The 13,376-nt window shown below is 69.0% G+C and carries 13 protein-coding genes; 9 read left to right on the top strand and 4 right to left on the bottom strand.

Features of this window, described 5'->3' with window-relative positions:
- Positions 1–2 precede the first annotated feature (2 nt).
- Both ABD197_RS10960 and ABD197_RS10955 read right to left on the bottom strand, forming a co-directional pair.
- Positions 3–887, bottom strand: coding sequence for an aminoglycoside phosphotransferase family protein (locus ABD197_RS10960; RefSeq protein WP_344054440.1), 885 nt, complete (start codon positions 885–887; stop codon positions 3–5).
- A 3-nt stretch (positions 888–890) separates the two neighbouring features.
- Positions 891–1,235: a LysR family transcriptional regulator gene (locus ABD197_RS10955; protein ID WP_344054438.1), complete on the bottom strand. Its 345-nt coding sequence runs from the start codon at positions 1,233–1,235 to the stop codon at positions 891–893.
- A gap of 96 nt (positions 1,236–1,331) precedes the next feature.
- Here ABD197_RS10955 and ABD197_RS10950 point away from each other — a divergent pair, with 96 nt between their 5' ends.
- The gene (locus ABD197_RS10950) at positions 1,332–1,826 is read left to right on the top strand and encodes a metallophosphoesterase family protein (protein ID WP_344054436.1); all 495 of its coding nucleotides are present in this window, start codon (positions 1,332–1,334) and stop codon (positions 1,824–1,826) included.
- 14 nt (positions 1,827–1,840) lie between these two features.
- Here the strand turns inward: ABD197_RS10950 and ABD197_RS10945 are convergent, their stop codons facing one another.
- Positions 1,841–2,488 carry a class I SAM-dependent DNA methyltransferase gene (locus ABD197_RS10945; RefSeq protein ID WP_344054434.1) on the bottom strand — a complete coding sequence of 216 codons (648 nt, stop codon included), beginning with the start codon at positions 2,486–2,488 and terminating at the stop codon, positions 1,841–1,843.
- Positions 2,489–2,610: 122 nt separating this feature from the next.
- Here ABD197_RS10945 and ABD197_RS10940 point away from each other — a divergent pair, with 122 nt between their 5' ends.
- The 6 genes from ABD197_RS10940 (at position 2,611) to ABD197_RS10915 (ending at position 8,975) form a co-directional block, all read left to right on the top strand.
- Entirely contained in the window at positions 2,611–4,017 is a 1,407-nt protein-coding gene (locus tag ABD197_RS10940) for an MBL fold metallo-hydrolase RNA specificity domain-containing protein (protein WP_344054432.1), read from the top strand.
- Positions 4,018–4,047: 30 nt separating this feature from the next.
- Complete coding sequence (locus ABD197_RS10935) at positions 4,048–4,941, top strand: pyruvate, water dikinase regulatory protein (protein ID WP_344054430.1); 894 nt, start codon at positions 4,048–4,050, stop codon at positions 4,939–4,941.
- A gap of 23 nt (positions 4,942–4,964) precedes the next feature.
- Positions 4,965–7,355: a phosphoenolpyruvate synthase gene (gene ppsA / locus ABD197_RS10930; RefSeq protein WP_344054428.1), complete on the top strand. Its 2,391-nt coding sequence runs from the start codon at positions 4,965–4,967 to the stop codon at positions 7,353–7,355.
- A gap of 33 nt (positions 7,356–7,388) precedes the next feature.
- Positions 7,389–8,249 carry a DNA-formamidopyrimidine glycosylase family protein gene (locus tag ABD197_RS10925; protein WP_344054426.1) on the top strand — a complete coding sequence of 287 codons (861 nt, stop codon included), beginning with the start codon at positions 7,389–7,391 and terminating at the stop codon, positions 8,247–8,249.
- 35 nt (positions 8,250–8,284) lie between these two features.
- Positions 8,285–8,407, top strand: coding sequence for a hypothetical protein (locus tag ABD197_RS10920; protein WP_344054423.1), 123 nt, complete (start codon positions 8,285–8,287; stop codon positions 8,405–8,407).
- A 106-nt stretch (positions 8,408–8,513) separates the two neighbouring features.
- Positions 8,514–8,975, top strand: a complete 462-nt coding sequence (locus ABD197_RS10915) for a hypothetical protein (RefSeq protein WP_344054421.1) — start codon at positions 8,514–8,516, stop codon at positions 8,973–8,975.
- Between the two features lie 37 nt (positions 8,976–9,012).
- Here ABD197_RS10915 and ABD197_RS10910 read toward each other — a convergent pair whose 3' ends face one another.
- Positions 9,013–10,536: a DHA2 family efflux MFS transporter permease subunit gene (locus tag ABD197_RS10910; protein WP_425561013.1), complete on the bottom strand. Its 1,524-nt coding sequence runs from the start codon at positions 10,534–10,536 to the stop codon at positions 9,013–9,015.
- Between the two features lie 128 nt (positions 10,537–10,664).
- Here ABD197_RS10910 and ABD197_RS10905 point away from each other — a divergent pair, with 128 nt between their 5' ends.
- A complete protein-coding gene (locus tag ABD197_RS10905) occupies positions 10,665–11,306 on the top strand; it encodes a DUF1345 domain-containing protein (protein WP_344054419.1) in 642 nt (213 codons plus the stop codon).
- 68 nt (positions 11,307–11,374) lie between these two features.
- Entirely contained in the window at positions 11,375–13,369 is a 1,995-nt protein-coding gene (locus ABD197_RS10900) for an ABC transporter ATP-binding protein (protein ID WP_425561037.1), read from the top strand.
- Positions 13,370–13,376: the final 7 nt, after the last annotated feature.

The following is a 13,376-nucleotide window of genomic DNA, read 5'->3' as shown; positions in this document are numbered from 1 at the left end:
GATCAGTGCCCGGCGGCGAGTTCATCCAGAACGTGACGGGCGAGTGCGCGCTGCGCCCGTTGCTCGTTCGTGAGCATGATCAGGGCCTTCCACACCGCCCATCCGCGTCCACGGGCCCAAGTGGCCTCATCGACGGCGAGCTCGGCCATGAACGCGGCGCGGGCTCGACCCTGGAACCGGGTCCACACCATCACGGTGTCGCATGAGGGGTCGCCGGCGCCGGCGCATCCGAAGTCGATCACGGCGGCCAGCCCTCCGTCAGTGACCAGAAGGTTGCCTGCCGCGACGTCCCCGTGGAACCACACCGGTCTGCCGGTGAACGGCGCACCGAGGGCGTCCCGCCAGAGCCCCGCGGCTCGGTCGCGCTCCGCGCCGTGCACACGATCAAGGAGGGCCTGCATCTCGTCGTCGTAATGCTGCAGGGGACCGCCACGGAACGCGCTGTGCGGACCCGGCGCCGGAGCGCCGTCGGCGTCGGCGGCGCGCAGCGCGCGGAGGAAGCCGGCGAGCGCGATCGCGATACCCCTCTCGTCCTCGACTCGTCCGACGGACAACGGCCGACCATCGATCCACCCGTACACCGACCACGGAGCCGGGAACCCATCGGTGGCGGCGCCGATCCCGCGCAGAGCTGGGATGGGCAGCGGGAGGGCCGGTCCGAGCCGCGGCAGCCACTCCTGCTCCTTCGCCACCTGGGGGACGTAGCCCGGTGCGCTGGGCAGTCGCACCACGAGCTCCCCGCCGAGCCGGAACATCCGGTGGTCGTTGCCGCCGTTGCGGACCGGTCGCAGCGACAGATGCGCCCACTCCGGGAACTGATCCCGGATCAGGGCCGCGACGAAGGCGGCGTCGATCCGGGACGCGTCGACGCGTGTCGGGGGAGCCACCGCCTAACGGCCTTGGCGCTTCTTATAGGGCTTGGGCTGCCCCTTCACGACGGGCGCGCGACCCTTCCCCTTCGAGGCCTTCGCCTTGCCACCGGCGGGAGCGGATGCCGCTCCCGCTGCCGGAGCAGCCGCGATGCGCTCCCGCGCTTCGGTCACAAGGAGGGCGCCGGCCGGGCTCAGACGCGTCGGCTGGGCGTGCGGCACGAACAGCGGCTGACCGGTTTCCTGCTCCAGTCGATCGATCGACGAGTACAGCGCCGGCAGCGGGATCCCCAGGGTCTCTGCGGCGCGCGGGAAGTGCAGCACGTCCGCGGCGACGACGAAGCGGCGCAGGTCGGTGATCTTCATGGCATCCTTCCGCTGTCGGCGCCGATCGAGGCGGTCGACTGCCCAGCATAGGCCGAGCCCTGCTCGACCACCCGCCCCATCGCGTAGCGTCGGCCCATGACCACGCGCCTGCTGCTGATCTCCGACACGCACATCCCCGGGCGTGCCCGAGCGCTGCCGAGCGCGCTCCTGCGCGCTGCCGACGCGGCCGATCTGATCATCCACGCGGGCGACTGGGTGGCGGCATCCGTGCTCGATGAGCTGACCGACCACGGCGAGGTACTCGGCGTGTTCGGCAACAACGACGGCCCTGACCTGCGGTCGCGTCTGCCCGAGATCGCCCACCGCGAGATCGAGGGGCTGCGGTTCGCCGTGGTCCACGAAACGGGGCCGAAGACAGGTCGCGAGATGCGGATGGAAGCGGCGCACCCGGACGTCGACGTGCTGGTCTTCGGACACAGCCACATCCCGTGGGACACGGTGTCCGCTCGCGGGATGCGGCTGCTCAATCCCGGCTCACCGACCGATCGGCGCCGCCAACCCGTGTGCTCGATGATGAGGGTCCTCGTCGCCGACCGGGCGGTGAGGAGCGTCGAACTCGTCGCGCTCTGATGCGACCGGAGGGCTCACACTGCGCGGGCCATCACAAACCCCTGCGGAAGCCTCTCCTCGCGTCGCGGGCCTCGATCCATCCGCACCTCGACGACGAATCGCGCAGCGGTCAAGGCCGAGCTGACCGCGGCTGTGTCGTGCAGATACGCGTGCAGTTCGATGTCATGACCGTAGGCGCCCGAACGGCGACGTTCCCCGAATCCTGACTGGAACCCGAGGAGAACGAGACCCCCCGGACGCAGCACCCGCCGGAACTCGCTCAGGACCTCCGGGAGATCGGCGGGCGACGTGTGGATGACGGAGTACCACGCGAGGATGCCGTCCGCCGACTCGCCGGGGAGGGACATGCGCTGGAGAGGGGCTTCGACCAGCTCGACGTCGGGATGCGCGGCCCGCGCGTGGGCGAGCATCGCGGGCGAGAGGTCGACGCCGATGGGGCGGACGGAGGCCGAGAGCGAGCGCAGATGGCCGATCATCCGGCCCGTTCCGCATCCGGCGTCCACGATGTCCACGCGCTCGCCGTGCGCGAGCTGATCGACGAAGTCCGCGATGAGGGACAGCTCGAGCGCGCCCTCGAACCCGACGTCCGCCACGAGGAGGGCGTACGCGTCGGCGACCGTCTGGTAGAACGCCCGTGTCCGAGGAACATCCGACGCGACCATGTCATGACCGTATTCCCGAGGCGCGCTCCGCGCCGTAGGACCTCCGGCCCTGTCGTGCATTCCGTGCGCGACCGAGAGTGGGGGTGGATCGCCGACGATCGCTTTCCGGGAAGGAGTGCATGATGTCGACGACAGGCACGCTGCAATTCCTCGGGGCGGCGGACACGGTCACCGGGTCCCGCTATCTGATCGAGCACGGGTCTACGCGCGTTCTCGTGGACTGCGGACTGTTCCAGGGACTCAAAGTGCTCCGCGAACGCAACCGCGCGCCGTTTCCGGTGCCGCCCGCATCGATCGACGCCGTCGTCGTGACGCACGCGCACCTCGATCACACCGGATACCTGCCCGCCCTCGTCCGGGACGGATTCCGCGGGCGGATCCACGCGACCCCCGCCACGGCCGAACTGCTCGGCGTGCTGCTCCCCGACAGCGCGCACCTGCTCGAGGAGGAAGCCCGACACGCGGCATCCCACCACTGGTCGTCCCACGCTCACCCCGAGCCGCTCTACACGACCGCGGATGCCGAGCACGCGCTCGACCTCGTTCATCCGGTGGACTTCGGCCGGCCGACCCGCGTCGCGGACGGCGTGGAGGTGACGTTCACGCCGGCCGGGCACATCCTCGGTGCCGCCGGTGTGCACGCGGTCGTCGGCGCGGGAGCAGCTCGCACCTCCATCCACTTCAGCGGGGACCTGGGACGCGCAGCGGATCCGGTCATGCGTGGGCCCGCTCCGCTGGAACCCTGCGACGTCCTGGTCGTCGAATCCACGTACGGAGATCGCGCACACGCGGCGGTGGACGCCGCGGACGTGCTGGCCGACGTTATCGCGAGGACGACTCGCAAGGGCGGGGTCGTGATGATCCCGGCATTCGCGGTGGGGCGGACGGAGTCCGTGCTCCTGCAGCTCGCCGAGCTCCGACAGGCGGGCAGGCTTGCGGATGTTCCGATCTTCCTGAACAGCCCGATGGCGATCGAGGTCGCCGGCATCTACCACCGTCACCCGGACGAGCACCGGCTCGGTGCGGCCGAGATCGACCGGATGTACGGCCTCGCGACCCCCGTGCGCACGGTCGACGAGTCGAAGCTCCTGAACCTCCGCGGTGGCCCGATGGTCATCGTCTCCGCGAGCGGCATGCTCACGGGCGGCCGCATCCTGCACCACCTCAGCGCCTACGCGGATGATCCGCGCAACGCGATCGTGCTCACCGGATATCAGGCGGCGGGCACACGCGGCGCGGCTCTCCTGAACGGGGCGCAGACGCTGCGCATCTTCGGTCGGGACGTGCCCATCCGGGCGGAGGTCGTGCGTCTGGACAGCCTGTCGGCCCACGCCGACGCGGATGAGCTCATGGACTGGATGCGCCGAGTGCCCGTGCCACCGGCATCCGTCTATGTCACACACGGCGAGCCCAGTGCGGCCGACACTCTGCGGCGTCGCATCAAGCAGGAGTTGCACTGGAGCGCGCGGGTGCCCGAGCCCTTCGAGCGGGTCGGGCTGGTCACCTCGCCGCGCGTAACGAATTCGTAAAATCGGCAATTCCTTCGCGGTGATCTGGTCATGGAAAGCAACGTACTTTCTCTAGTCTCGGATCACACGTCCCCCGGATCGAGGAGAACGACCATCGACATCCCCGTCCCCGCACGACCCCTGCGCGAGGCGTACTTCGTCTCCGACAGCACCGGCATCACGGCGGAGACCCTGGGCTCGGCACTGCTGGCGAACTTCCCCGGCGTGCACTTCCGTCGGCACACGATCCCGTTCGTGGACACACCGGAAGGGGCTCGCAACGTCGTCCACGACCTGCACGAGGCGATCCGCAGCGGTGCGGATCCGATCGTGTTCGCCACGGTGAAGTCTCCCGAGATCATCGGCGAGCTCGCCGCCTCGGGTGCGGTCGTGATCGACCTCCTGGGCGGACATCTGCGCGAACTCGAAGCGGCACTCGGGAGCACGGCGTCGGAGCAGCTCGGGCAGTATCACGGCGTCGGCGACATCGAGCGCTACTTCGCCCGCATGCGTGCCGTCGAGTACGCGATCGAGCACGACGACGGACAGAGCATGCGGGCGCTCGACATCGCGGACGTCATCATCATCGCCCCCTCCCGGTGCGGCAAGACGCCTACGACGATGTACCTCGCCCTGCAGTACGGCCTGCTCGTCGCGAACTATCCCCTCACAGACGACGACTTCCCGTCCGACGGGCTTCCCGCCACCGTGGCTCCGTACGCGAACCGCTGCTTCGGGCTCACCACGACGCCGCTGCGCCTCAGTCAGGTGCGGCACGAGCGCCGGCCCAGCTCGACCTACGCGAGCCTCGCGCAGTGCACCCTCGAGCTGCGGCGCGCCGAGGACCTCTACCGCCGCAACCGCGTCCCGTTCCTGAACTCCTCGACCAAGTCGGTCGAGGAGATGTCCGCCGTGATCATGCAGTCCATGCGACTGCGCAGCTGAAACCCACACAACAGGAGAGTCACATGACGAACATCCTCTGGTTCACCGAGATGGGCATGAACGACGTGCACCAGGTCGGCGGCAAGAACGCCTCGCTCGGCGAGATGGTCTCCAACCTGTCGCACCTCGGTGTGAGCGTCCCGGGCGGCTTCGCCACGACCGCCGACGCGTACCGCGACTTCCTCGCCGCGGACGGGCTGTACGAGCGCATCAAAACGGTTGTCGAGGCGCTCGACGTCTCGGACGTCGCCGAGCTCGCGCGTGTCGGGGCGAACGTGCGCGAATGGATCGAACAGCAGCCGCTCCCGGCTCAGCTGGACGCCGACATCCGCGCCGCGTACGCGCACCTGATCGAGAACGATCCCGAGCCGGAGGCGGTGTCGTGGGCCGTGCGCTCGAGCGCGACCGCGGAGGACCTGCCCGACGCATCGTTCGCGGGGCAGCAGGAGACCTTCCTCAACATCAGCGGGATCGACAACATTCTGGCGGCGATCCGCAGCGTCTTCGCCTCGCTGTACAACGACCGCGCCATCGCCTACCGCGTGCACAACGGCTTCGACCACCACGATGTCGCCCTGTCCGCGGGCGTGCAGCGCATGGTCCGCTCGGACGTCGGAGCGTCGGGGGTCATGTTCACTGTCGACACCGAGTCCGGCTTCGACCGGGCGGTGTTCATCACGAGCTCGTACGGTCTCGGCGAAGCCGTCGTCCAGGGTGCGGTGAACCCCGACGAGTTCTACGCCTACAAGCCCGCCCTCCGCGCGCGCCGCCCTGCGATCCTCAAGCGCTCCGTGGGGGAGAAGGCCGTGAAGATGGTCTACGCCGACGGCACCCACGTCGGAGGGAGCACCGTCTTCGTGGACGTCCCGCAGAATGAGCGGGCGCTGTTCAGCATCACGGATGCCGAGGTCGAAGAGCTCGGACGCCAGGCGCTCACGATCGAGGAGCACTATGGCCGCCCGATGGACATCGAGTGGGGCAAGGACGGTGTGGACGGCAAGCTCTACATCCTGCAGGCGCGGCCCGAGACGGTCGTCTCGCGCGTGGACGGCAATGTCACCCGCCGGTTCGTGCTGGCCGAGCGCGGAACGGTGGCGACGGTCGGCCGGGCGATCGGGCAGAAGATCGGCGCCGGGCCGGTGCGTGTGATGCGCACGCTCGCGCAGATGGAGGAGTTCCGCACCGGAGACGTTCTGGTCGCCGACATGACAGACCCCGACTGGGAGCCCATCATGAAGCAGGCATCGGCGATCGTGACGAACCGCGGAGGACGGACGTGCCACGCGGCGATCATCGCGCGCGAGCTCGGCATCCCCGCGGTCGTCGGCACCGGCGATGCGACGATCTCGCTCCACGACGGGCAGGAGGTCACCGTCTCGTGCGCCGAGGGTGACAACGGCTTCGTCTACGAAGGGCTGCTGCCGTTCGAGGAGGTCGTCACCAAGCTCGACGACATGCCCGAGAGCCCGACGAAGATCATGCTGAACGTCGGCACGCCCGACCAGGCCTTCGCGTTCTCGAAGCTGCCGAACAAGGGCGTCGGCCTGGCCCGCCTGGAGTTCGTCATCAACCGGCAGATCGGCATCCACCCGCGTGCCCTGCTGGACTTCGACACGCTCGCGGCACCGTTGAGGGACGACATCGCGGAGCGCATCGCCGCGTACCCGTCGCCCCGCGAGTACTTCGTGCGGCGCGTGGCGGAGGGCGTCTCGATGATCGCCGCCGCCTTCGCGCCGGAACCGGTCATCGTCCGCCTCAGCGACTTCAAGTCGAACGAGTACGCCAACCTCGTCGGCGGGGATGTCTACGAACCGCACGAGGAGAACCCGATGCTCGGCTACCGCGGCGCCGCGCGGTACATCTCGGAGGACTTCCGCGCGTGCTTCGACATGGAGTGCGAGGCGCTGAAGTTCGTGCGCGACGAGATGGGGCTCACGAACGTCGAGATCATGGTGCCGTTCGTGCGGACCGTGGGGGAGGCGCACGCCGTGATCGAACTGCTGGGTGAAAACGGGCTTCGGCGGGGCGAGAACGGGCTGCGGGTCATCATGATGTGCGAGTTGCCCTCGAACGCCGTGCTCGCCGACGAATTCCTGCAGTACTTCGACGGCTTCTCGATCGGCTCGAACGACATGACGCAGCTGACCCTGGGACTGGACCGCGACTCGTCACTGGTCGCGGCGACATTCGACGAACGGGACCCGGCGGTGCTGAAGATGCTGTCGATGGCGATCGAGGCGTGTCTGCGGGCGGGCAAGTACGTCGGTATCTGCGGCCAGGGCCCGAGCGATCACCCGGATCTGGCGGAGTGGCTCGTGGGTCAGGGGATCGGATCGATGTCGCTGAACCCGGACACCGTCGTGGAGACGTGGCTGCGACTGGCCGGACCGCAGCGCGCCGCTGTCAACGCCTGAGTCGGCTGCGCGCCCGCGTGCGATCATGAGGCCATGCCGGAGTCGCCGGAGGTCGAAGAGCTCGCGTCGTTCCTGAACGAGCGCACGCGCGGACTGCGTGTGCGCTCGTTCGACGTGATGCTGCCGAAAGCCCTGAAGTCGCCGGTGGCGGGCGTCGAGGAGATCGTCGGATCGACCGTGACGGGGGTGACCCGTCACGCGAAGATGATCGATCTGGCGATGACGACGGATGCCGGTGCACCGCGGCACGTGATCGTGCACTTCGGGCACGACGGGTGGGTGCTCTGGCACGACAGCAGTCCCGAGGGTCGCTCGCGGGTGGGTGAGGCGACGCTCATGGCGCGTCTGCGCTTCGGATCCGATGCGGCTCCGGGGGAGGGTGTGGATTTGACGGATGCCGGGCAGTGGAAGTCACTGACGGTCCACATCGTCCCGCGTCCCGACGAGGTGCCGGCCGTCGCGAAGCTCGGACCGGATCCCCTCGCGGGCGAGGTGGACACGGCGACATTCGCCGCGTTGCTCGCGGGTCGGCGGAAGCAGATCAAAGCGCTCCTGCAGGATCAGACGGCGCTCGCCGGGATCGGCAACGCCTATTCCGACGAGATCCTGCACGCGGCGCGCGTGTCGCCCGTCGCGCATGCCGCGAACCTCACATCCGACGAGGTCGGTCGTCTGTACGCGGCGACCGTGCAGGTCCTCTCCGCCGCGCGGGATGCGCGCCGCGGTGTCGCGCCGGCCGATCTGAAGGCCGCGAAGCACGCGGCGTTGACGGTGCATCGCAAAGCGGGAAGGGCATGTCCCGTGTGCGGGGACGAGATCCGCACGTTCACGTTCTCCGGCGCCGCCGCTCAGTACTGCGCGACCTGCCAGACCGCGGGTGAGTCGCTCGGGTGAGCCCGGAGGACGACGAGGTGATTACGATGGAACCCATGACCGACCAGCAGCAGTCCGCGCCTGTGACCCTTCTCCCCGTCCTCGACGAGACGAAGAACCTCCTGGGTGGTCAGGCCTCCTCCTGCTGCGGTGGATCGGCCTGCGGCACCTCCGACTGACCCTCGGTCCGCAATCCGCGGCGCCCTCTGGCAGGCTTGTCGGGGAGGTCCGGGAATGACGGATGAGAAGATTCTGGGCACGACGCCTCGCGTGACGAGGATCCTCATGTCCGAGGAGGCGGTCTACGGGCTCATCCTCGTTTCGGGGATGATCGTGGTCAGCTACACGGCGACCGGGACGTCGCTCAGCGCGCTCGTGACGGTCATCGTGACCGTGCTGGTGTTCTTCGCCGCGCACGTGTACGCGGGGACGCTCGCGCGCCTCGCGGCCAGTGAGGGAAGGGCGACCCTCCCCGAAAGCCTGCGCGCGGCGGGACGTCACTCTCTGGGGATGCTGTTGATCTCGCTGCTGCCGATCGCGGTCCTGTTCCTCGGCGTCTCGCGTTTCATCGACGACGACTACGCCGTGTGGGCTGCGCTCTCTGTGGACGCGCTCGCGCTCGGCGTCCTCGGGTGGCTCGCGGTCGCGAAATGGACGAGCCACTTCTGGCTGCGGCTGGGCAGTGCCCTGACCACCGCCGCGTTCGGCGGAGTGATCATCCTGCTGAAGGCGTTCATCCACCACTGAGTGGCGTCCCGAAGCGCGGCGCGACAGGCAGCCGGGGTCAGTGCACCGGCGTCCCCGCCGGGGACGGCTGGTCCGCCGGCTTGCGGATGAGGAAGGCGCCGACGATGAGCGGAAGCGAGAGGATCGCCGCGATGCGGAACGCTGCGTGCGCGCCCTCCGCGCCGGCAGCGAACTCATCCAGTCCGGTACCGGCCGCCGCGGCGCCGACCGAGGCGAACACGGTCACCATGAGCGCGATCCCGGCGGCACCGGCCACCTGCTGCACCGTGCCGACGATCGCGGAGCCGTACGAGTAGAAGCGCGGCTGGAGCGACGCGAGCGACGCGGTGAACAGCGGCGTGAACGACAGGGCGAGGCCCACCGACAGGATGGTCTGCGCGACGGCGACCACCCAGACAGGCGTGTTCTGATCGAACGTCGTGAAGGTCCAGAGCAGCGCGCTGACCACGACGGCGCCCGGCACGAGCAGGACGCGCGTGCCGAAGCGGTCGTAGATGCGACCGATCACGGGTCCGGCGAAGCCCATCGCGAGGGCTCCGGGCAGGACGACGAGACCCGTCACGAGCGCCGAGACGTCGAGCACGGTCTGCATGTAGAGCGGGATGACGGTGATCGCACCGAAGAACGCGAGCGACATGACCGCCATCTGCGTGATCGCGAGACTGAAGTTCAGCGAGCGGAAGACGCGGAGGTCCAGAAGTGCGCGGTCTCTGCGCTGCAGGCGCACCTGCCGCCAGATGAACAGCGCCAGGGCGACGCCGCCGATGGCGAACGATGCGATCAGGGTGGTCGTCGACATCGCGGCGGCGGATGCGGCATCCGCCCCGCTTCCGCCGTGGCCGCCTCCGCCGATCTTGCTGAGACCGAAGACGAGACCGCCGAAACCGAGAGCGGACAGGATCACCGAGAGCACATCGATCGGTGCGTCCGACGTCTCGCCGAGGTTGTGGATCCACCGCGCACCCACCGCGAGGGCGAGCAGCGCGAGCGGCAGGATGATGCCGAAGATCCAGCGCCAGCCGACGGTGTCCAGCAGCAGGCCGGACATGCTCGGGCCGATCGCCGGTGCCAGTGAGATCACGACGCTGACCCGACCCATCATGCGGCCGCGGATCTGCGGCGGCACGGTGTTCATGATCGTCGTCATCAGCAGCGGCATCATGATCGCCGTGCCGGAGGCCTGTACGACGCGTGCCACGACCAGGAGGGGGAAGCCGGGGGAGACGAACGCGATCAGGGTGCCGAGCGAGAACAGGCTCATGGCGGCGATGAACATCGCCCGCGTCGTGAATCTCTGCAGGAGGAAGCCCGAGATCGGGATCACGACCGCCATCGTGAGCATGAAGGCCGTGGTCAGCCACTGCGCGGCGACCGCCGTGATGTCGAGATCATCGATGAGGTGCGGGATCGCGACACCCATGGTCGTCTCGTTCAGGATCGCGACGAACGCGGCACCGAGCAGGAGCCAGATGACCCGGCTATCCGAGCGGCTGAGCGTCGGGGCCGCGCCGTCGGACACACGGACGCTCCCGGTCTGCGGCGTCACGTCGGTCGTTGCCATGGGCGTCTCCTCGGGGGTCGGCGTGCACGAGCACCGTCCCGTAGGCGGGTCACACGAAATACAACAAGCCCTCACGATAACGGCCGGGTCGGACACCGCATTCCCCGATCGCGTGGAAACATTCGCACATGGCTGTGAATCCCGTCCGTCTGGCGGCGCTCTCCCGATCCCTCGTGGCCGCCGTCATCGGCGTGATCGGGGGGCTGACGGCCGCCCCGTTCCTGGGCATCGCGGCGGGTCTGCTCGCCGGATGGTCCGGGTTCGCCGCCACGAACGTCGTGTGGCTGGCGATCCTGATCTGGCCGATGGATGCCGCGCAGACGCGCGCGCACGCCACCGGAGAGGATCCCGGCCGTTCCTTCGCCCGGCTCGTCGCCCTGGTCGGCAGCGTCGCGAGCCTCGGCGCGGTCGCGATCGTCCTGATCCAGACGCAGACCACATCGGAACTCGAGTCGTACCTGCTCGCGGCGATCGCCGTGGTCAGCGTCGCGAGCTCGTGGGCCCTCATCCAGGCCGACTACATGCTGCGCGTGGCCCATCTGTACTACGGCGCCCCGGGCGGCGGGATCGACTTCAATCAGCATGATGATCCGTCGTACACGGACTTCGCGTACTTCTCGCTCGGGATCGGCATGGGCTATCAGGTGGGCGACAGCGCGGTGCGGACGAACCAGATCCGTCGGCTCGTGATCGCCCAGTCCCTCCTGGCGTACCTGTTCGGCGCAGTCATCATCGGCACGGTCGTGAACCTCGTGATCGATCTCTCCTAGCGCGGTTCCGCCGTGAGCGTTCACGGCCCCGGGCGTCCGGGGCCGAAAGTAGGCTCGAGCCCATGAGCATGGGCGGGGGACACGGCGGCGGATTCCGCCCGGTCGACATCAGCGCCCAGAAGAAGCTGAACGCCCAGGCGCCGCGCATCCCGAATCTCGGGCGCCGGGTGGTCGCCCTGTTCCGCCCCTACACCGGTCGCCTGATCGTGACGGCTGTGCTCGTGATCGCCGGCGCCGCGATCGCCGTCGTCCCCGCCCTGATCGTGCAGCAGATCTTCGACGAGGCGCTCTTCCCGCCGGGTGGCGCGGGCCCCGACCAGGCGCTCCTGTGGCGTCTCGTGCTCATCATGATCGGCCTGTTCGTGCTGTCCGCCGCTCTCGGGGTCCTGCAGACCTGGTTCACCTCCACGATCGGCAACCGGATCACCGGCGACCTCCGGGTCCAGCTCTTCGATCACTTGCAGGCGATGGAGCTCGGCTTCTTCACGCGGACGAAGACCGGTGTGATCCAGTCCCGGCTGCAGAACGACGTCGGCGCGGTCTCCGGCGTGCTCACGAGCACGTTCACCAGCATCCTCGGCAACGTCGTGACGGTCATCGCCTCCCTGGTGGCGATGATCATCATCGACTGGCGCCTGACGATCATCGCCGTGGTGATGATGCCGTTCCTCGTGATCGTGCAGCGCAGGGTCGGCCAGGTGCGCGCGCGCATCGCGGGCGAGACGCAGGAGTCGCTCTCGGAGCTGACGGCGATCACGCAGGAGACACTGAGCGTGTCCGGCATCCTGCTGTCGAAGTCGTTCAACCGTCAGCGCACCGAGTCCGCGCGGTACGGAGCCGAGAACGTCAATCAGGTGCGTCTGCAGGTTCGGCGCGCCATGAGCGGCCAGGGATTCTTCGCGGTCGTGCAGGTGCTCATGGCGAGCGTGCCGGCGATCATCTACCTCGTGGCCGGGTACCTCATCACCGGCGGCAGCGACGTCATCACCGCGGGCACGATCGTGGCGTTCACGACGGTGCAGGCGCGGCTGCTGATGCCGCTCATGGGTCTCATGCGCGTCTCGCTGGACGTGCAGACCTCTGCGGCGATCTTCGCGCGGATCTTCGAGTTCCTCGACCTCGTGCCCGCGATCAGCGACGCGCCTGGCGCGATCCCGGTGCGGGCGGCCCCGGGTCCGGTGGGCCGGGTGGAGTTCCGCGACGTCGTGTTCGCGTATCCGGATGCGGCTGCGCAGGCGCGACCGACCCTGCAGGGCGTGTCCTTCACCGCCGAGCCGGGCCAGCACGTCGCCTTCGTCGGACCCTCGGGGGCGGGCAAGACGACAGTTCTGTATCTGACGCCGCGCATGTACGAAGCGACGGGTGGGGCCGTGCTGTTCGCCGGTGCCGATGTGCGGGCGCTCACGCAGGAGTCGATCATCGACCACGTCGGCATCGTTTCGCAGGAGACCTACCTCTTCCACGCGACGATCCGGGAGAACCTCCTGTACGCGAAACCGGACGCGACGCAGGAAGACCTCGAGGAGGCCTGCCGCGCAGCGAACATCCACCACATCATCAGCGGGTTCGAGCACGGTTACGACACGATCGTGGGCGAGCGCGGGTACCGACTGTCCGGGGGAGAAAAGCAGCGGATCGCGATCGCGCGGGTCCTGCTGAAGGACCCGCCCGTCCTGTTGCTCGACGAGGCCACCTCGGCCCTGGACACCGTCTCCGAGCGCGTCGTGCAGGAAGCCCTCGATGCGGCCGCGCGGGGCAGGACCACCCTGTCGATCGCCCACCGGCTCTCGACGGTCATCGGGGCCGACGTGATCCACGTGGTCGACGCCGGGCGGATCGTGGAGTCGGGGACCCACGCGTCGCTGCTGGCGGAGGGCGGCCTCTACGCCGAGCTCGCGGCCCAGCAGCTCGCGGCATCCCGGATCCTCGAGATCGAGGCCGACGACGAGCCGGCGCCGCGGCCCGCGCGAAGAGCGGATCGTGCGCCGGACGACCCGGCGACCCTGCCGGCGGACGATCCGGCGGCGGTGCTCACCGGCTCGCTGGCGTTGCCCGAGGCCTGAGCGGGGG

This window comes from Microbacterium lacus (assembly GCF_039531105.1).
In the GTDB taxonomy this organism is placed as follows: Bacteria; Actinomycetota; Actinomycetes; order Actinomycetales; family Microbacteriaceae; genus Microbacterium; species Microbacterium lacus.
Note: the sequence above shows the minus strand (reverse complement) of the source record. Positions and strands in the feature narration are given on the sequence as shown.

What these genes read in the sequence shown, in the direction of transcription:
- ppsA (WP_344054428.1), top strand. Translation starts at nt 4,965, where the DNA reads ATGACGAACATCCTCTGGTTCACCGAGATGGGCATGAACGACGTGCAC.
- ABD197_RS10940 (WP_344054432.1), top strand. Translation starts at nt 2,611, where the DNA reads ATGTCGACGACAGGCACGCTGCAATTCCTCGGGGCGGCGGACACGGTC.
- ABD197_RS10950 (WP_344054436.1), top strand. Translation starts at nt 1,332, where the DNA reads ATGACCACGCGCCTGCTGCTGATCTCCGACACGCACATCCCCGGGCGT.
- ABD197_RS10945 (WP_344054434.1), bottom strand. Translation starts at nt 2,488, where the DNA reads ATGGTCGCGTCGGATGTTCCTCGGACACGGGCGTTCTACCAGACGGTC.
- ABD197_RS10935 (WP_344054430.1), top strand. Translation starts at nt 4,048, where the DNA reads ATGGAAAGCAACGTACTTTCTCTAGTCTCGGATCACACGTCCCCCGGA.
- ABD197_RS10905 (WP_344054419.1), top strand. Translation starts at nt 10,665, where the DNA reads ATGGCTGTGAATCCCGTCCGTCTGGCGGCGCTCTCCCGATCCCTCGTG.
- ABD197_RS10900 (WP_425561037.1), top strand. Translation starts at nt 11,375, where the DNA reads ATGGGCGGGGGACACGGCGGCGGATTCCGCCCGGTCGACATCAGCGCC.
- ABD197_RS10915 (WP_344054421.1), top strand. Translation starts at nt 8,514, where the DNA reads ATGTCCGAGGAGGCGGTCTACGGGCTCATCCTCGTTTCGGGGATGATC.
- ABD197_RS10920 (WP_344054423.1), top strand. Translation starts at nt 8,285, where the DNA reads ATGACCGACCAGCAGCAGTCCGCGCCTGTGACCCTTCTCCCCGTCCTC.
- ABD197_RS10925 (WP_344054426.1), top strand. Translation starts at nt 7,389, where the DNA reads ATGCCGGAGTCGCCGGAGGTCGAAGAGCTCGCGTCGTTCCTGAACGAG.
- ABD197_RS10910 (WP_425561013.1), bottom strand. Translation starts at nt 10,536, where the DNA reads ATGGCAACGACCGACGTGACGCCGCAGACCGGGAGCGTCCGTGTGTCC.
- ABD197_RS10955 (WP_344054438.1), bottom strand. Translation starts at nt 1,235, where the DNA reads ATGAAGATCACCGACCTGCGCCGCTTCGTCGTCGCCGCGGACGTGCTG.